The following is a 17,788-nucleotide window of genomic DNA, read 5'->3' as shown; positions in this document are numbered from 1 at the left end:
ACGTTATCCCACCGCCCGCGCAACGCGGGCGGGTAGAGAAAGGTTACCTTATGTCCGAGCAGTTTCTTTATTTTCTGCAGCAGATGTTTAACGGCGTCACGCTGGGAAGCACCTATGCGCTGATCGCCATCGGCTATACCATGGTGTACGGCATTATCGGCATGATTAACTTCGCCCACGGCGAGGTATACATGATTGGCAGCTATGTCTCCTTCATGATCATTGCCGCCCTGATGATGATGGGAATTGATGCCAGTTGGCTGCTGGTGGCCGCCGGATTCGTTGGCGCAATTGTGATTGCCAGCGCCTACGGCTGGAGTATCGAACGGGTGGCTTATCGGCCCGTGCGTAACTCCAAGCGTCTGATCGCGCTGATTTCCGCTATCGGGATGTCCATCTTCCTGCAAAACTACGTCAGTCTGACGGAAGGTTCGCGCGATGTCGCGCTGCCAAACCTGTTTAACGGCCAGTGGACGGTGGGCAGCAGCGAAAACTTCTCTGCCACTATCACCACTATGCAACTGGTTATCTGGATCGTCACGTTCATCGCTATGCTGGCGCTGACCCTGTTTATCCGCTATTCCCGTATGGGCCGCGCCTGTCGCGCTTGTGCCGAAGATCTGAAAATGGCCAGCCTGCTCGGTATTAATACTGACCGCGTTATCGCTCTGACGTTTGTGATCGGCGCGGCAATGGCGGCGGTTGCGGGTGTATTGCTGGGTCAGTTCTACGGCGTGATCAACCCGTATATCGGTTTTATGGCCGGGATGAAAGCCTTTACCGCCGCCGTTCTCGGGGGTATCGGCAGTATTCCTGGCGCGATGATTGGCGGCCTGATTCTCGGTATCGCTGAAGCGCTCTCTTCTGCTTATCTCAGCACGGAATACAAAGACGTGGTCTCCTTCGCGCTATTGATCCTGGTTCTGCTGGTGATGCCGACCGGTATTCTGGGTCGCCCGGAGGTGGAAAAAGTATGAAACCGATGCATTTTGTGATCGCGCTGCTGTCAGCAGCGATGTTCTTTGTGCTGGCTGGCGTCTTTATGGGCGTGCAGCTGGAACTGTCCGGCACCAAACTGGTGGTGGATACCGCCGCCGATATCCGCTGGCAGTGGATCTTTATCGGTACCGCCGTGGTCTTCCTCTTCCAGTTGCTGCGTCCGCTGTTGCGGAAAACGATGAAGAACGTCTCCGGGCCGAAGTTTATTCTGCCGGCCATCGATGGCTCGACGCCTAAACAGAAGCTGTTGCTGGCTGCTCTGCTGGTTATTGCCGTGGCGTGGCCGTTTATCGTGTCGCGCGGGACGGTGGATATCGCCACGTTGACGATGATCTACATTATCCTCGGCCTGGGCCTTAACGTGGTGGTGGGACTGTCCGGTCTGCTGGTACTGGGCTATGGCGGCTTCTATGCCATCGGCGCTTACACCTTCGCGTTGCTGAACCACTATTACGGTCTGGGATTCTGGACCTGTCTGCCGCTGGCGGGGCTGGTCTCGGCCGCAGCGGGTTTTCTGCTCGGCTTCCCGGTGCTGCGCCTGCGCGGCGACTATCTGGCGATTGTGACGCTTGGTTTCGGTGAGATTGTGCGCATCCTGCTGCTCAACAACACCGATTTGACCGGCGGCCCGAACGGCATCAGTCAGATCCCGAAACCGACTCTTTTTGGTCTTGAATTCAGCCGCAGCGCCCGCGAAGGCGGCTGGGATACGTTCAGCCACTTCTTCGGCGTGAAGTACGATCCGTCCGATCGCGTGATTTTCCTCTACCTGGTGGCCCTGCTGCTGGTGGTGTTAAGCCTGTTTGTCATTAACCGCCTGCTGCGTATGCCGCTCGGTCGCGCGTGGGAAGCGCTGCGCGAAGATGAGATCGCCTGTCGTTCGCTGGGCCTTAGCCCGACGCGTATCAAGTTGACCGCGTTTACCATCAGCGCGGCGTTTGCCGGTTTTGCCGGTACTCTGTTCGCCGCCCGTCAGGGCTTCGTCAGCCCGGAATCCTTCACCTTCGCTGAATCCGCTTTTGTGCTGGCGATTGTCGTCCTGGGCGGGATGGGCTCGCAGTTTGCGGTGATCCTCGCGGCGATTTTGCTGGTAGTGTCGCGTGAGCTGATGCGTGATTTTAATGAATACAGCATGCTGATGCTGGGGGCGTTGATGGTACTGATGATGATCTGGCGTCCGCAGGGCCTTCTGCCAATGACGCGTCTGCAGTTGAAGCTGAAAAACGGTCAGGCGAAAGGAGAGCAGGAATGAGTCAGCCATTATTATCTGTAAGCGGCCTGATGATGCGTTTCGGCGGCCTGCTGGCGGTCAATAACGTGTCGCTGGAGCTGCGTGAACGGGAAATTGTTTCGCTTATCGGCCCGAACGGCGCAGGGAAAACCACCGTTTTTAACTGTCTGACCGGCTTCTATAAACCGACCGGCGGCAGCATTATGCTGCGCGACCAGCATCTCGAAGGGCTGCCGGGCCAGCAGATTGCCCGTATGGGCGTGGTGCGGACTTTCCAGCACGTGCGTCTGTTCCGCGAAATGACGGTGATTGAAAACCTGCTGGTGGCGCAACATCAGCAGCTGAAAACCGGGATCTTCTCCGGTCTGCTAAAAATGCCGTCTTTCCGCCGCGCGCAGAGCGAAGCTCTGGACCGCGCCGCCGCCTGGCTTGAGCGTATCGGCCTGCTGGAGCACGCCAACCGCCAGGCCAGTAACCTGGCCTACGGCGACCAGCGGCGTCTGGAGATCGCCCGCTGTATGGTGACGCAGCCGGAAATCCTGATGCTGGATGAGCCTGCTGCGGGGCTAAACCCGAAAGAGACCAAAGAGCTGGACGAACTGATCGCCGAGCTGCGCAGCCATCACAATACCACTATCCTGCTGATTGAGCACGATATGAAGCTGGTGATGGGGATTTCCGACCGTATTTACGTGGTAAACCAGGGTACGCCGCTGGCCAACGGTACGCCGGAAGCGATCCGCAATAACCCGGACGTGATCCGCGCCTATTTAGGTGAAGCATAATGGTGGTGACGTATAAGATGGAAAAAACGATGTTATCTTTTGACAGCGTTAGCGCGCACTATGGAAAAATCCAGGCGCTGCACAACGTCAGCCTGTATATCAATCAGGGGGAGATCGTTACCCTGATTGGCGCCAACGGCGCGGGGAAAACCACGTTGTTGGGCACCCTGTGCGGCGATCCGCGCGCCTCCAGCGGGCGCGTTGTGTTCGATGGTAAAGATATTACTGACTGGCAGACGGCGAAAATCATGCGTGAAGCGGTGGCGATTGTTCCGGAAGGGCGTCGCGTCTTCTCGCGGATGACGGTGGAAGAGAACCTGGCGATGGGGGGATTTTTTGCCGATCGCGACCAGTTCCAGACCCGCATCAAGTGGGTGTATGAGCTGTTTCCGCGTCTGCTTGAGCGTCGGGTTCAGCGTGCGGGCACCATGTCCGGTGGTGAACAGCAGATGCTGGCAATCGGTCGGGCGCTGATGAGCCAGCCGCGCCTCCTGCTGCTGGATGAGCCTTCGCTGGGACTGGCGCCGATTATCATTCAGCAAATTTTCGATACTATCGAACAGCTACGCGAACAGGGGATGACCATCTTCCTCGTCGAACAGAACGCCAACCAGGCGCTGAAGCTTGCCGATCGCGGCTATGTGCTGGAAAACGGTCACGTGGTGCTATCCGATACCGGCGATGCGTTGCTGGCTAACGAAGCAGTACGCAGCGCCTATCTGGGCGGGTAGTTAATTAAAAACGCCGGGCGGCGCTTCGCTTGCCTGGGCCTACAGGCTCACAGGCCGGGCAAGGCATTAGCCGCCGCCCGGCAGAAATGCGAGAACGGCAAGTAACATCGGTTCGTTATCCATTCACGCCCGCCTTCTGGCGGGCGTTTTGCCCGATGCCTACAGTTCCAGAGAGCGTTTCCATAACATAAAATCAAACTGTTCGAGCGCATCCGCTTTGGTTCGCCAGCGTCCGCTGGCGGTGGCGATGATTTTCTCAAACAAGCCGTCGGCGATTTCTGCCAGCGGCGTGCCCTCAATAATAGGCCCGCAGTCATAATCGATAATATCCGGCATCTTTTTCGCGAGAGCCGAGTTGGTGGAGATTTTGAGTACCGGAACGATTGGGTTCCCTGTTGGCGTGCCTAATCCGGTTGAGAAGATAACGACATTGCATCCCGCAGCAACCAGCCCCGTCACCGCATCCACGTCGTTGCCCGGCGTACATACCAGCGAAAGCCCGCGCTCCGCCATCGGTTCTGCATAGTCGCATACCGCGCTAACCGGCGCTCTGCCGCCTTTTTTCGCCGCACCGGCAGATTTGATGGCGTCGGTGATCAAGCCATCGGCAATATTCCCTGGGCTGGGATTATCAGCGATGGTGGTGCCGAAGAAGTTAGCCACGTGTTCATAGTTTTTCATCAGCGACAGAAACTTCTCTTTTAGATCGCGACTGTTGCAGCGTTGAACGAGATCCCCTTCCGCGCCGCACAGTTCCGGGAACTCCGCCAGCCCGGAAGCGCCGCCCAGAGCGACGAGACGGTCCGAGACCTCACCCATTGCCGGATTCGCGCTGATCCCCGAGAAGCCGTCCGAGGCGCCGCATTTCACGCCGATTTTGAGTTGAGAGAGCGGGACCTCCTGCCGTTCAGCGACGGGCGCTTCGCGAATGGCGTTATAGGTCTCGGTCAATGCATCCTGCATCATTTTTTCTTCGCTGCTCCAGTCCTGCTGCCTGAAGTAGATCACCGGCTTGTTGAACTGCGGGTTGCGTTTCGCGAGCGCCGCTTTGAAATCGACAATACGCGCTTTTTCACAGCCCAGCGCAAAGACCGTTACGCCGAGCACATTAGGATGATCGGCATAGGCGGCCAGGACGTCGCACATGGTCATGCTGTCTGAGGAGGCGCCGCCGCAGCCTGAGTTGACGGTAATACAGCGGATGCCGTCAAGATGAGGGAAGGGGAGATGTCGCTTATCGTCGAAGACATCGGCCGAGGCCACCCGGCGCGCGAAATTTTTCAGGCCGTTATTGGCATAGCCCAGGGCGTCGTTCAGCGCATCGGTGACGCGCTGAACGTTGCGGTTTTCACAGAAAACCAGCGGAATGACCAGCCAGTAATTGGCCGTGGCGACCCGGCCATCTTCACGGACGATTCCCCGAAACGTCCGCGTCTGCCATGCGGAGATATCCGGCTGCTGCCAGTCATAGGGCGCGACGTCATCAAGCGAAACCGGGGCCGCGTAGTGTTTGATATTTTCGGTGGTGACGGCTTCGCCGCGGGCGATAGGCCGCGTTGCTTTGCCTACCGGGACACCGTACAGAGAAACAATATCGCCGGGTTCAATATCCTCGGTGGCGAACTTGTGTTTGGCTTTGACATCGCTACGCAGGAGATACTCTTCATTATTCCAGTTAACCCGCTGGTCTTTGCGTAAGTCTTGCAGCGCAACGATCAAGTTGTCAGTAGGGTCAATTTTTAAGATGGTCTGCATTTTAGTTATCCTTTGTTATCAGCACATCAGAACCTTAGTGATGGGGAACCGCGACGTTACTGGCCGCCTTTCTGCCCGCCAGCGCGGCAATCAGCAATGCGCAGCAGACGGTGATAAGGGACAGGGCGATCAGGCCCGCCGAATCATTGCCAAAGAACGCATCGACTTCAACGCGAATGAGCGGTGCCAGAAAGCTACAAAAAGCGCCCATCGTGGTACAAAAACCGATGCTGGCCGCCAGTGCCGACCCTGACACAATTTGCGCCGGAAAGGTCCAGAAAATCGGTTGTACAGAGAGGAAGCCGATTGCCGAGAGGGAGAGGGCGGCAATGGCCAGTACCGGGCCGGACCAGGCGGAAACGAACAGCCCCAGCGCCGCAGCCAGCATACAAATGACTGAAATCACAACCCGGCGGGTTGGCATTTTGTCCGCCAGACGTGGAATATAATAGACCCCTACTGCGGAACAGGCCCAGGGGATGGCGGCAACTAATGACTCCTTAAAGCCGAGCGTGGATCCCATCAGCGAGGCGACTTGCGAAGGCAGGAAGAACATCAGCCCATAAACGCTGATCTGGATGGTGCCGTAGATCAGCGCCAGGTGCCAGACTTTAAGGCTTTTCAGCGCGGTGATAACGCTGCTGGTTTCGGTCTGTTTCTGCTCCAGTTGAAGCTGCTCAATAAGGGCTTTTTTCTCCTCCTGGTTCAGGAAACGAGCCTGGGCCGGGGTATCGTCAAGCCAGAACCAGGCGAAGATGCCCATGATGACCGCCGGGATCCCTTCGATAAAGAACATCCAGAACCAGCCGGGCTTGCCGAGGAATCCGTGCATTTCCAGAAGCGCGCCGGAGATTGGCGAACCTAAGGTCAATGCCAGGGGAACGCCGAGCACGAAGATGCCGACCACAGATGCCCGAACCTTATTGGGAAAGTAGATCGAGGCCAGTAGCAGAATGCCGGGGTAAAAACCCGCTTCGCCCAGGCCCAGTAAAAAGCGCAGGACAATAAACTGAGTTTCCGTCTGGACCAGGCCGGTGAGCGCAGAGAGTACGCCCCACAGAATGGTGGTGATACTTAACCATTTTTGCGCCCCAATCTTATTCAGGATCAGGTTGGCGGGGATGCCAAACAGCGCATAGGCGGCGAAAAATATTCCCGCGCCGAGGGCAAAGGCGGAACTGGAGAGGCCAATATCGACCTGCATCGCCTCTTTGGCGAATCCCACATTGACCCTGTCGATAAAGGCGATGAAGTATAAAATAAACATCAGTGGCACCAGGCGCTTCCACGATTTCGTAATGGCGGAATTTAATACCGGGTTGTCGTAAGCGGCGATCGTTTTCATCATACCTCCGTGCTGGGGTCAGGCATTAATGGCGATACCAGCACGGGAAAGTATCTGCTGGATACTTGCGGTCTGGCAGGTTGATAGGGGGCTAAAAGGTGGCGTGCAGCGGTCGGACTCAATAATTCCGCGCAGTTGTAACGCTTTTTTGAATGTCGGAATGAACGGATCGTTAACCGCATAAATAGCCATTAAATCATCCACTTTTTGCTGATATAGCGAGATCTGGCGCAGATCGTTATCATTAAATGCCTGCATCCAGTCGCGGAAGATCTCAGGGCAAATATTGGATAAACCGCCAATACAGCCATTCCCTCCGGACAAGACATTGTGGGCAAAGTTATTGTCATAACCGGCATAGACTTCGAAATATGGTCGTTCAGATTTTACCTGGCGAATCACCTGCGAGGTATGACTGGTGTCCGCAACGGTGTCTTTCAGGCCGATAATGTTCGGGAATTCTCTGGCAAGCCGGAGACAGATTTCCGGCGAGACGGAATAGCCGGTGCGCTCCGGAAAGTTATAGATGAAGATTTTTGCGGCAGTTCGGCGCGCTATCTGACTGTAAAATGTATAAATTCCTTCATCAGTCAGGCGGAAGTACCAGGGGCTGATGATCATGACCCCATCAAGTCCGCACTCATCAGCGTAGTTTGCCAGTTCCACGCACTCATCAATATCCATGCGACTGGCGCCCGCATAAGCCTGTATTCCTCCGCGGGGAAATTCCGCCGCGATTTGAATAATCTGACGGGATGTTTTCATATCCAGGGAGAAAAACTCACCGGTGCTGCCCATGACGACAAATCCCGACACGCTATTTTTGATGAAATCGTACAGGCGGAAATTGCCTTCAGGATCCAGTCTTCCACGTTCATCAAAAACGGTTATTGCCGGGGTGATGTAACGACTTTGCATATTTTACCTCTTGCGTTGTTCGTATATACAAATGATGTTTGTATTTTCGATCATGAATAAGTAAACACATGGGGGAATGGGAAGTCAAATGGCGCAAAACGCGGCGGGATAAGTAATTAACTTAATGAATTAATAGATAAATAGACGGGCTGACAAGCAGCCACTACGGGGAATTAAATATTGATATTGTGTGGGTAATCACAATTCCGGCGGGATTGTCGACGAATCCATCTTAAATAATTTGAGTTGCATGACAAAGCGGTCAACCGTTTTGCACAGCGCTTGCGCGGGCCTCGTAGAGGTGAGGCCGTAGGCCGGGTAATCCACAGTCAACGCACAGGCAACGTGAAGGATGACGGGGATTGATCAGTAATTTTTGATATCGGGCAGCTTGTTCAGCACGCTTTCGATACGATTTTTCGCCTCTTGCAACGCATGAGTGACCTGCTGCGTTTTTTCATCGGTGGCGCGGAAAAACGGCAGTGAAACGCTGATCGCGGCCAGAATAATACCTTTCTGCTGCAGAGGAACGGCGAAGCAAATGGTATCGTCGTTGATTTCCCGATCGTCCATGGCATAGCCGTTGGCGGCGACCTGGGTTAACTGCTGACGAAGCTGAGTTATATTGCTGACGCTGCGTGCGGTGACGCGAGGAAAACCTTGCGGATAAAGTTCCAGAATCTCGTCGTCGCGGTGCTTATGTAACAGCGCTTTTCCTAATGCGGAGCAGATTGCCGGAAGGCGGGTACCGACCTTCGATACCAGTTGTACGGTCTGGTCGCCCTGGACTTTATCAACATAGAGCACCCAGGCATCATCAAGAATGCCGAGCTGGCAAACCTCATTGCATTCATTGACCACCGCCTGCATTTCGCTGTTGATCATTTTAAGCCAGAACTCTTTTTCCACCGTTGAACTGGCCAGAACCGCGCATGAGATGCCCAGGGTGTAAATACCGTTGCGATCATCGTAACTGATATATTTCCGGTATTGTAATGATTTGAGGATGGGAAATATGGTCCCTTTAGAAATGCCCGTTTTCTGCGACAGTTCAGAGAGCGTCATCCCCTCCGCGTTGGCTAATGTTTCCAGAATGAGTAAGACACGCTCGGTAGGTTTATGAAGCGCCTTCATATTTTTCCTTGTGACGGTTCGCCGGAGAGAACGTTTTAACAACCCCTATTTAACTACAGATCCTCATTTATCTGTAGTCCGCACAGCGTCTCTTTTTCACTTTGCCATTTATCGGCCCTTTTTCACTGTTTCATCACCATTTTGCCAATTAGCCGTAATGCTATTGTAATAAAACAGTTATTTTTCTGTCATTCGAGCGTGTCATGTTACTCCCGCGAACATAAAACGCGTGAAATCGCGCATTTGAAACACAAGAGAGATAACCGATGATATCGTTACGACATACAGCTTTAGGGCTGGCGCTTAGCCTGGCATTTGCCGGTCAAGCGCTGGCGGTAACCACTATTCCTTTCTGGCACTCAATGGAAGGGGAACTGGGGAAAGAAGTTGATTCACTGGCGCAACGTTTCAACGCAGCCAACCCGGACTACAAAATTGTTCCGGTGTACAAAGGCAACTATGAACAGAGCCTGAGCGCAGGCATTGCCGCCTTCCGTACCGGTAACGCGCCGGCTATTTTGCAGGTTTATGAAGTCGGCACTGCGACGATGATGGCGTCCAAAGCGATTAAGCCGGTTTATCAGGTATTCAGCGATGCGGGCATCAAGTTTGATGAGTCGCAGTTCGTGCCGACCGTTTCCGGCTATTACACCGATTCCAAAACCGGCCATCTGCTCTCTCAGCCGTTTAACAGCTCCACGCCGGTGCTGTATTACAACAAAGACGCCTTCAAAAAAGCCGGATTAGATCCGAACCAGCCGCCGAAAACCTGGCAGGATCTTGCGGCGTACAGCGCGAAGCTGAAAGCCGCCGGAATGAAGTGCGGTTACGCCAGCGGCTGGCAGGGCTGGATTCAAATTGAAAACTTCAGCGCCTGGAACGGGCTGCCGGTCGCCACCAAAAACAACGGCTTCGACGGTACCGATGCGGTGCTGGAATTCAACAAGCCAGTGCAGGTGAAGCATATCGCCCTGCTTGAAGCGATGAACAAGAAGGGCGATTTTAGCTACTACGGGCGTAAAGATGAGTCTACCGAGAAGTTCTATAACGGCGACTGCGCGATGACCACTGCCTCTTCCGGTTCGCTGGCCGATATCCGTCAGTACGCTAAGTTCAACTACGGCGTGGGTATGATGCCCTACGACGCCGACGTGAAGGGCGCGCCGCAAAACGCCATTATCGGCGGGGCCAGCCTGTGGGTGATGAAGGGTAAAGATAACGCCACTTATACCGGCGTCGCCAAATTCCTCGATTTCCTGACCAAACCGGAAATTGCCGCCGAATGGCACCAGAAAACCGGTTATCTGCCGATTACCACCGCCGCTTATAACCTGACCCGCGAGCAGGGCTTCTACGATAAGAATCCTGGCGCTGATATCGCGACGCGGCAGATGTTGAACAAGCCGCCGTTACCGTTCACCAAAGGCCTGCGCCTGGGCAATATGCCGCAGATCCGCACCGTCGTGGATGAGGAACTGGAAAGCGTATGGACCGGTAAAAAAACGCCTCAACAGGCGCTGGATTCCGCCGTTGAGCGCGGTAATCAACTGCTGCGCCGTTTTGAGCAGTCGACGAAGTCTTAACAAAATGCCGGGTGGCGCTACGCTTACCGGGCCTACAAGACCGTAGGCCGGGTAAGGCGAAGCCGCCACCCGGCGCTGTTCAGGAACCAAACGCTTATGTCATCATCCCGTCCGGTATTCCGCTCTCGTTGGCTACCATATTTGCTGGTCGCGCCACAGCTGGCGATTACCGTCATCTTCTTTATCTGGCCCGCGGGCGAAGCGCTGTGGTATTCCCTGCAGAATGTCGATCCATTTGGGCTCTCCAGCCAGTTTGTCGGCCTGGCTAACTTTTTCGCGTTGTTCCATGACCCGTACTACCTGGATTCTTTCTGGACCACGATTAAATTCAGCACGCTGGTCACTTTCAGCGGGCTGCTGATCTCGCTGTTTTTCGCCGCGCTGGTGGATTATGTGGTGCGCGGCAGCCGTTTTTATCAGACGCTGATGCTGCTGCCTTATGCCGTGGCGCCTGCGGTCGCCGCCGTGCTGTGGATTTTTCTGTTTAACCCAGGCCGCGGGCTGATTACGCATTTTCTCGCCGAACTAGGCTATGACTGGAACCATGCGCAGAACAGCGGCCAGGCAATGTTCCTCGTGGTCTTCGCCTCGGTATGGAAGCAGATTAGTTACAACTTCCTGTTCTTTTTCGCCGCGCTGCAATCCATCCCGCGCTCGCTGGTGGAAGCTGCCGCGATCGACGGCGCCGGGCCGGTTCGCCGCTTCTTCAGGCTGTCGCTGCCGCTGATTGCGCCGGTGAGCTTTTTCCTGCTGGTGGTTAATCTGGTATACGCCTTCTTTGATACCTTCCCGGTGATTGATGCCGCTACCGGCGGCGGACCGGTGCAGGCAACGACGACGCTGATTTATAAAATCTATCGCGAAGGTTTTGCCGGACTCGATCTTTCCGCTTCCGCCGCCCAGTCGGTGGTGCTGATGTTCCTCGTCATTATTCTGACGGTGGTGCAGTTCCGCTATGTTGAAAGTAAGGTGCGCTACCAATGATTGAGAACCGTCGCGGGCTGACGATTTTCAGCCACACTATGTTGATTTTAGGCATTGCCGTCATTCTGTTCCCGCTGTACGTCGCCTTTGTTGCCGCGACCCTGGATGGTAAAGCGGTCTTTGAAACGCCGATGACGTTGATTCCCGGCGCGCATCTGCTCGACAACATAAAAAACATCTGGCTGAACGGCGTGGCGGCCAACAGTGCGCCGTTCTGGCTGATGTTACTCAACAGCTTCATCATGGCATTGGGTATTACGTCAGGCAAAATCGCGGTATCGATGCTCTCCGCGTTCGCCATCGTCTGGTTCCGTTTTCCACTGCGCAACCTGTTCTTCTGGATGATCTTTATTACCCTGATGCTGCCGGTTGAGGTGCGCATTTTCCCGACCGTGGAAGTGATCGCCAACCTGAAAATGCTCGACAGCTATGCCGGACTCACGCTGCCGCTGATGGCTTCGGCGACCGCCACCTTCCTGTTCCGCCAGTTCTTTATGACGTTGCCGGATGAGCTGATTGAAGCCGCGCGTATCGATGGCGCGTCACCGATGCGCTTCTTCCGCGATATCGTACTGCCGCTGTCGAAAACCAATCTTGCGGCGCTGTTCGTCATCACCTTTATCTACGGCTGGAACCAGTATCTGTGGCCGCTGCTGATTATTCAGGATGTGAACCTCGGTACTGCGGTGGCGGGCATTAAAGGGATGATCGCATTTGGTGAAGGCACCACCCAGTGGAACCTGGTGATGGCGGCGATGCTGCTCACGCTGATTCCCCCGGTGGTCATCGTTTTAGCCATGCAGCGGGCGTTTGTGCGCGGCCTGGTGGACAGTGAGAAGTAGGAAATTTTATGGCTGGTTTAAAATTACAGGCAGTAACCAAAAGCTGGGATGCTAAAACCCAGGTGATCCAACCGTTGACGCTGGACGTCGCGGACGGCGAATTTATTGTGATGGTTGGGCCATCCGGCTGCGGTAAATCGACACTGCTGCGCATGGTGGCCGGGCTTGAGCGGGTCACCAGCGGCGATATCTGGATTGACCGCCAGCGCGTCACCGAAATGGAACCGAAAGATCGCGGCATTGCGATGGTGTTCCAGAACTACGCCCTCTATCCGCATATGAGCGTGGAAGAGAATATGGCCTGGGGGCTGAAAATCCGCGGCATGGGCAAAGGGCTGATTGCCGAGCGCGTCAGGGAAGCGGCGCGGATCCTCGAACTGGACGGTTTGTTAACGCGTCGCCCGCGTGAACTCTCCGGCGGTCAGCGTCAGCGTGTGGCGATGGGACGGGCAATTGTACGCGATCCGGCAGTGTTCCTGTTTGATGAGCCGCTCTCCAACCTTGATGCCAAACTGCGCGTGCAGATGCGCCTTGAACTGCAACAGCTACACCGTCGTCTGAATACCACTTCGCTGTACGTAACCCACGATCAGGTCGAGGCGATGACCCTCGCGCAGCGAGTGATGGTGATGAATAAAGGCATCGCTGAACAGATTGGTACGCCGGTCGACGTGTACGAAAAACCGGCCAGCCGCTTTGTGGCAAGCTTTATCGGCAGCCCGGCAATGAATCTGCTGGAAGGCCGGGTCAGCGACGATGGCAGCCGCTTTGAGCTTGAGGGGGGCGTCTGCTTGCCAATGAATAACGCGCATCGCCGCTACGCCGGGCGTAAGATGACGCTGGGTATCCGCCCGGAACATTTTGCATTAAGCTCTCAGGCGGAAGGTGGCGTACCGTTGGTTATGGATACGCTGGAGATTTTAGGTGCTGATAACCTTGCCCACGGGCGGTGGGGCGAGCAGAAGCTGGTGGTTCGGCTGCCGCACCAGCAGCGTCCTCAGGCTGGCTATACGCTGTGGCTGCATTTGCCGCAGGATCATTTGCACCTCTTTGATAGTGAGACAGGACGACGCGTATGAGTCACTGGCCTTATCCCTCAATTGTTGCCCATCGCGGCGGCGGTAAACTGGCCCCGGAAAATACTCTGGCGGCCATCGATACCGGTGCGCGTTATGGCCATACGATGATTGAGTTTGACGCTAAGTTATCGAAAGACGGGCAGATTTTTTTATTGCACGACGACAACCTCGAACGCACCAGCAACGGCTGGGGCGTGGCGGGCGAGCTGGCGTGGAGCGATCTGCAAAAAGTGGATGCCGGGAGCTGGTACAGCGGTGAATTCCAGGGCGAGCCGCTGCCGTTGCTGAGTGACGTTGCCGCGCGTTGCCGACAGTACGGTATGATGGCGAATATCGAAATTAAACCGACCACCGGCACCGGTCCGCTGACCGGTAAAATGGTGGCGCTGGCGGCCCGTGAGCTCTGGCAGGGAATGACGCCGCCGCTGCTCTCATCGTTTGATATAGATGCACTGGAAGCGGCGCAGGAAGCGACGCCCGAGCTGCCGCGCGGGCTGTTGGTAGATGCGTGGCGTGATGACTGGCGCGAACTGACGGCTCGCCTTGGCTGCGTCTCTCTCCATCTTAATCACAAGCTGTTGGATGAAACGCGCGTAGCGAGCCTGAAGGCGGCGGGTTTATATATTCTCGTCTATACCGTCAATAAACCGCAGCGTGCCGCCGAACTGCTACGCTGGGGCGTGGATAGCATCTGTACCGATGCGATTGACGTTATCGGCCCCCGGTTTTCAGCGTAATCTGTAGCAGACGGCCCTGATGGGGACGTCTGCCGCAGCAACGTTTCCTCGCTATTGTTCGGTATTCACATTGTTATTCTGCTGTATTCGCCGCTGATTGTTATTCAGTTGCGTCTGTAGATGCTGCTGCTGCGCGCGCGTCTGGTTCTGTATATCCTGTTTTAGCTTGTTTTGCTGCTGCATTTGCTGCGTCTGCATCTGGTTTAGCATCCGCTGCTGGCTGGGTATCACGTATCCTGGCTGATTAGGATTGTTATTGTTATTGCTATTGAGCGGCTGCGCTAAAGCGCTCAGCGGGATCAGCGCCGCCAGATATAAAATGGCTTTCATGATTATCTCCTCCCTTGTGTGGGATCGTTTTAGTTTACCTTCTTTCCGCTACCACAATGATCTTTTAGGATTTATCGACCACTATTATGCTGGGGTAACAACACATTTCGGGAGTATGGCAATGATAAAAACAACGCTCTGGCGTCAGGTGGTCATCGCTGTTTTACTGGCATGCGGGAGTTTTAGCGTCGCGGCGAATCCCGCTCCACCTCCGGTTTCTTATGGTGTAGAGGAGGATATTTTTCATCCGGTTCGCGCTCATCAGGGGATGGTGGCTTCGGTGGACGCGCTGGCAACAAAGGTCGGCGTGGATATTCTGCGCCAGGGCGGCAACGCGGTGGATGCCGCCGTGGCAGTGGGCTATGCGCTGGCGGTGACGCATCCGCAGGCCGGTAATATCGGTGGCGGCGGTTTTATGATGCTGCGCACTAAAGACGGTCATACGACGGCGATCGACTTCCGTGAGATGGCTCCGGCGCAGGCCACCCGCGATATGTTCCTTGACGATCAGGGTAATCCGGACAGCAAGAAATCGCTGACTTCTCACCTGGCCTCCGGTACGCCGGGCACCGTTGCCGGCTTCTCCCTGGCGCTGGAGAAATACGGCACGATGCCGCTTAACAAGGTGATTCGCCCGGCGATTAAGCTGGCGGAGGAAGGATTTATCGTCAACGATGCGCTGGCTGATGATTTGAAAACCTACGGGAGCGAAGTAATCCCCGACCACGCCAATAGTCGCGCTATTTTCTGGAAAAACGGCGAACCGCTGAAAAAGGGTGACAGGCTTGTGCAAAAACAGCTGGGCAAGAGTCTGGAACTGATTGCCGAGCATGGCCCCGACGCCTTCTATAAAGGTGCTATCGCGCAGCAGATTGCTGATGAGATGAAGAATAACGGCGGGCTGATCACCAAAGCGGATCTGGCGAATTACAAAGCGGTTGAACGCACGCCGATTAGCGGTGAATACCGCGGCTATCAGATCTTTTCCATGCCTCCGCCCTCGTCCGGCGGGATTCATATCGTGCAGATCCTCAATATTCTGGAAAACTTCGATATGCATAAGTTCGGCTTCGGCAGCGCTGATGCCATGCAGGTGATGGCGGAAGCGGAAAAACATGCTTATGCCGACCGTTCGGAATATCTTGGCGATCCGGATTTCGTCAACGTGCCGTGGCAGGCGCTGACCAGCAAAGCGTACGCCAAAGCCATTGCCGAACAGATCGATATCAACAAAGCGAAACCGTCGAGTCAGATTCGCCCCGGCAAGCTGGCGCCCTACGAAAGCAATCAGACCACGCATTTCTCGGTGGTGGATAAGGACGGTAATGCCGTCGCGGTAACGTATACGCTGAATACAATCTTTGGCACTGGTATCGTCGCGGGGAATTCCGGTATTTTGCTGAATAACCAGATGGATGACTTTTCCGCTAAACCCGGCGTGCCGAACGTCTATGGTCTGGTTGGCGGTGACGCCAACGCCGTCGAGCCAAAAAAACGTCCGCTGTCGTCCATGTCGCCGACCATTGTGGTGAAAGACGGCAAGACCTGGCTGGTGACCGGCAGCCCCGGCGGCAGTCGTATCATCACCACTGTGCTGCAGATGATAGTGAATACTATCGACTTCGGTATGAACGTCGCGGAAGCAACCAATGCACCGCGCTTCCATCATCAATGGTTGCCGGATGAACTGCGGGTGGAGAAGGGATTTAGCCCGGATACGCTGAAGCTGCTGGAGGACAAAGGGCAGAAAGTGGCGGTAAAAGCGGCGATGGGCAGCACGCAGAGTATTATGATTGGCCCGGATGGTACGCTGTATGGCGCGTCCGATCCGCGTTCGCCGGATGATTTAACGGCCGGGTACTGATTTATAGGCCGGGCGGCATTGCGTTAGCCCGGCTCACGAGAGCGTAGATCCGGTAAGCGTAGCGCCACCGGGAAATTCCTTAAAGATTACTTCAGCCGCGCCATAAAGTACGCATCCACATACTCGCCGTTACGCAGGGCGAATCGCTTGCCGGTGCCTTCCACAACAAAGCCAAATTTGCGGTAAAGCGCTATAGCGGCGGAATTGTCGGTAAATACGGTTAACTCAATGCGTTCGATACGCAACCAGTTATCGCACAGGTTAACCATTTCGCGCATCAGCGCGCTGCCAACGCCGCGACCGTGCGCCTGGGATGCCACGCTAATGCCGAAGGTCGCTACGTGGCTGCGACGAGGATTTGGCTCCACGCTGAGCACCACATGGCCGACAACTTGTTCGTTGATAGTGGCCACCAGATGACGTCTGCCGGGCCTGGGTTGCAGGCGTTCCTGCCACATTTCCATCGCCGGATGGGGGAGCTGTAGCGTGTCGTGATAGACCTCCGGATGCGCAGTTAACTGACGTAAAGGTTCAGCATCGCGTGGTTCGGCATGGCGTATCACTATGTCACTCATTCTTCTTATCCTTAGTGGGTTGCAAGTCCCTTTCAACATCTCTGACGGTAAAAAAATCGTCAACGACTATTTTTTGTAAAAAAAGAGTAGACAAGTGCGAATGAGAATGATTATTATTGCTTTGCGTTCAGGGAGACCCTTGCGGAAAGCCTGAAAGCACGACATTGCTCACATTGCTTCCAGTATTACTTTAGCCAGCCGGGTGCTGGCTTTTTTTTGTTCTTTTTCCAGCGTTATCCCGGAAGTCTGGCTACTGTGCACCTCCGCCCTTTTTTGATTTTCTCTGCGGTTTCAGCGATACAACCCCTGATATTGCTCTTCTCTGTAACTGGCGGCAACACTTCCACCAGGTTGCAAAAGAGACCACTTTTTGATGACCGGTTAACCGGATCAGTCGGACCTTAGCTGATCGGTATTACGACAGATGGTGGATTATTTTATCAACGGTGCTGCCGATCACAGGTAAAAGTAAGTCTGCACAACCAATCTGTACACAGATGGAAGTGATCCAGACTATGTAAGTCTGTACCATCCAATGACGATGTATACTTTGATGGTAAACGGGTAATGCTATACCAGGATGGCAATTCATGCTGCAGCTGAAATATGAGTTTCATTATTAGATCATTACGTACAAAATCGCAGAGGCAGGTATGCCATAATTTTTACACCTTGTCTGATAACTGATCCGACGGGAAGTGTTGACTCAAAATTTGTTTTATAACGTAAATAAATTACGTTGCATTATATATATCGTGTGGTTTATTCAAGGTTGCAAATTAAAATAATAACGCATCAATAATGACACCTTAAAAATATATTAATGGCAGAAGTCATTTTTGATACTTTAAAAGACCTGTCTATAACTCAGGTTATGTGATCGTTGTAGTAACTCA

Annotated in this window: 16 protein-coding genes; 10 read left to right on the top strand and 6 right to left on the bottom strand. The window is 54.5% G+C overall.

Annotation, left to right across the window (positions count from 1 at the left end; genetic code table 11):
• Nucleotides 1–50: 50 nt before the first annotated feature.
• From livH to livF, 4 genes are read left to right on the top strand one after another with little or no spacing between them, the layout of a single operon-like run.
• Complete coding sequence (gene livH / locus FN037_RS21230; protein ID WP_138359334.1) at nt 51–977, top strand: high-affinity branched-chain amino acid ABC transporter permease LivH; 927 nt, start codon at nt 51–53, stop codon at nt 975–977.
• Entirely contained in the window at nt 974–2,251 is a 1,278-nt protein-coding gene (locus FN037_RS21225; RefSeq protein WP_142503107.1) for a high-affinity branched-chain amino acid ABC transporter permease LivM, read from the top strand. Before livH ends, FN037_RS21225 begins: the two co-directional genes overlap by 4 nt.
• On the top strand, nt 2,248–3,015 hold the full coding sequence (gene livG, locus FN037_RS21220) for a high-affinity branched-chain amino acid ABC transporter ATP-binding protein LivG (RefSeq protein ID WP_138359330.1): 768 nt from the start codon (nt 2,248–2,250) through the stop codon (nt 3,013–3,015). The genes FN037_RS21225 and livG overlap by 4 nt, the downstream gene beginning before the upstream one ends.
• Before the next feature lie 17 nt (nt 3,016–3,032).
• Nucleotides 3,033–3,746, top strand: coding sequence for a high-affinity branched-chain amino acid ABC transporter ATP-binding protein LivF (livF, locus tag FN037_RS21215; protein ID WP_142503106.1), 714 nt, complete (start codon nt 3,033–3,035; stop codon nt 3,744–3,746).
• A gap of 159 nt (nt 3,747–3,905) precedes the next feature.
• Here the strand turns inward: livF and FN037_RS21210 are convergent, their stop codons facing one another.
• The 4 genes from FN037_RS21210 to FN037_RS21195 all read right to left on the bottom strand — a co-directional run bounded on the left by FN037_RS21210 (nt 3,906) and on the right by FN037_RS21195 (nt 8,898).
• Nucleotides 3,906–5,501 (bottom strand): UxaA family hydrolase, encoded by a 1,596-nt coding sequence (locus FN037_RS21210; protein ID WP_142503105.1) that lies wholly within the window; start codon nt 5,499–5,501, stop codon nt 3,906–3,908.
• A gap of 34 nt (nt 5,502–5,535) precedes the next feature.
• Nucleotides 5,536–6,846: an MFS transporter gene (locus FN037_RS21205; protein WP_138359678.1), complete on the bottom strand. Its 1,311-nt coding sequence runs from the start codon at nt 6,844–6,846 to the stop codon at nt 5,536–5,538.
• Between the two features lie 18 nt (nt 6,847–6,864).
• Nucleotides 6,865–7,764: a dihydrodipicolinate synthase family protein gene (locus FN037_RS21200; RefSeq protein ID WP_138359324.1), complete on the bottom strand. Its 900-nt coding sequence runs from the start codon at nt 7,762–7,764 to the stop codon at nt 6,865–6,867.
• 366 nt (nt 7,765–8,130) lie between these two features.
• Nucleotides 8,131–8,898 (bottom strand): IclR family transcriptional regulator, encoded by a 768-nt coding sequence (locus tag FN037_RS21195; RefSeq protein ID WP_138359322.1) that lies wholly within the window; start codon nt 8,896–8,898, stop codon nt 8,131–8,133.
• A 266-nt stretch (nt 8,899–9,164) separates the two neighbouring features.
• Here FN037_RS21195 and ugpB point away from each other — a divergent pair, with 266 nt between their 5' ends.
• From ugpB to ugpQ, 5 genes are all read left to right on the top strand, one after another.
• Entirely contained in the window at nt 9,165–10,481 is a 1,317-nt protein-coding gene (gene ugpB / locus FN037_RS21190; protein WP_138359320.1) for a sn-glycerol-3-phosphate ABC transporter substrate-binding protein UgpB, read from the top strand.
• Between the two features lie 96 nt (nt 10,482–10,577).
• Nucleotides 10,578–11,465, top strand: coding sequence for a sn-glycerol-3-phosphate ABC transporter permease UgpA (gene ugpA, locus FN037_RS21185; RefSeq protein ID WP_138359318.1), 888 nt, complete (start codon nt 10,578–10,580; stop codon nt 11,463–11,465).
• Nucleotides 11,462–12,307 carry a sn-glycerol-3-phosphate ABC transporter permease UgpE gene (ugpE, locus tag FN037_RS21180; RefSeq protein ID WP_138359316.1) on the top strand — a complete coding sequence of 282 codons (846 nt, stop codon included), beginning with the start codon at nt 11,462–11,464 and terminating at the stop codon, nt 12,305–12,307. Before ugpA ends, ugpE begins: the two co-directional genes overlap by 4 nt.
• 8 nt (nt 12,308–12,315) lie before the next feature.
• Nucleotides 12,316–13,386, top strand: coding sequence for a sn-glycerol-3-phosphate import ATP-binding protein UgpC (locus FN037_RS21175; protein ID WP_138359314.1), 1,071 nt, complete (start codon nt 12,316–12,318; stop codon nt 13,384–13,386).
• Nucleotides 13,383–14,123, top strand: a complete 741-nt coding sequence (gene ugpQ, locus FN037_RS21170; RefSeq protein WP_138359312.1) for a glycerophosphodiester phosphodiesterase — start codon at nt 13,383–13,385, stop codon at nt 14,121–14,123. Before FN037_RS21175 ends, ugpQ begins: the two co-directional genes overlap by 4 nt.
• A 51-nt stretch (nt 14,124–14,174) precedes the next feature.
• Here ugpQ and FN037_RS21165 read toward each other — a convergent pair whose 3' ends face one another.
• A complete protein-coding gene (locus tag FN037_RS21165) occupies nt 14,175–14,453 on the bottom strand; it encodes a DUF2756 domain-containing protein (RefSeq protein WP_142503104.1) in 279 nt (92 codons plus the stop codon).
• 121 nt (nt 14,454–14,574) lie between these two features.
• Between FN037_RS21165 and ggt the strand changes: the two genes are divergently transcribed.
• A complete protein-coding gene (gene ggt, locus FN037_RS21160) occupies nt 14,575–16,317 on the top strand; it encodes a gamma-glutamyltransferase (protein WP_138359308.1) in 1,743 nt (580 codons plus the stop codon).
• An 86-nt stretch (nt 16,318–16,403) separates the two neighbouring features.
• Here ggt and yhhY read toward each other — a convergent pair whose 3' ends face one another.
• Nucleotides 16,404–16,892: an N-acetyltransferase gene (gene yhhY / locus FN037_RS21155; RefSeq protein ID WP_138359306.1), complete on the bottom strand. Its 489-nt coding sequence runs from the start codon at nt 16,890–16,892 to the stop codon at nt 16,404–16,406.
• Nucleotides 16,893–17,788 lie beyond the last annotated feature (896 nt).

The sequence above is a fragment of the Klebsiella sp. 2680 genome (genome assembly GCF_900198535.1).
Lineage (GTDB): Bacteria > Pseudomonadota > Gammaproteobacteria > Enterobacterales > Enterobacteriaceae > Klebsiella > Klebsiella indica.
The sequence above is the reverse complement of the archived record's forward strand: the minus strand, read 5'-3'. Positions and strand labels throughout refer to the sequence as shown.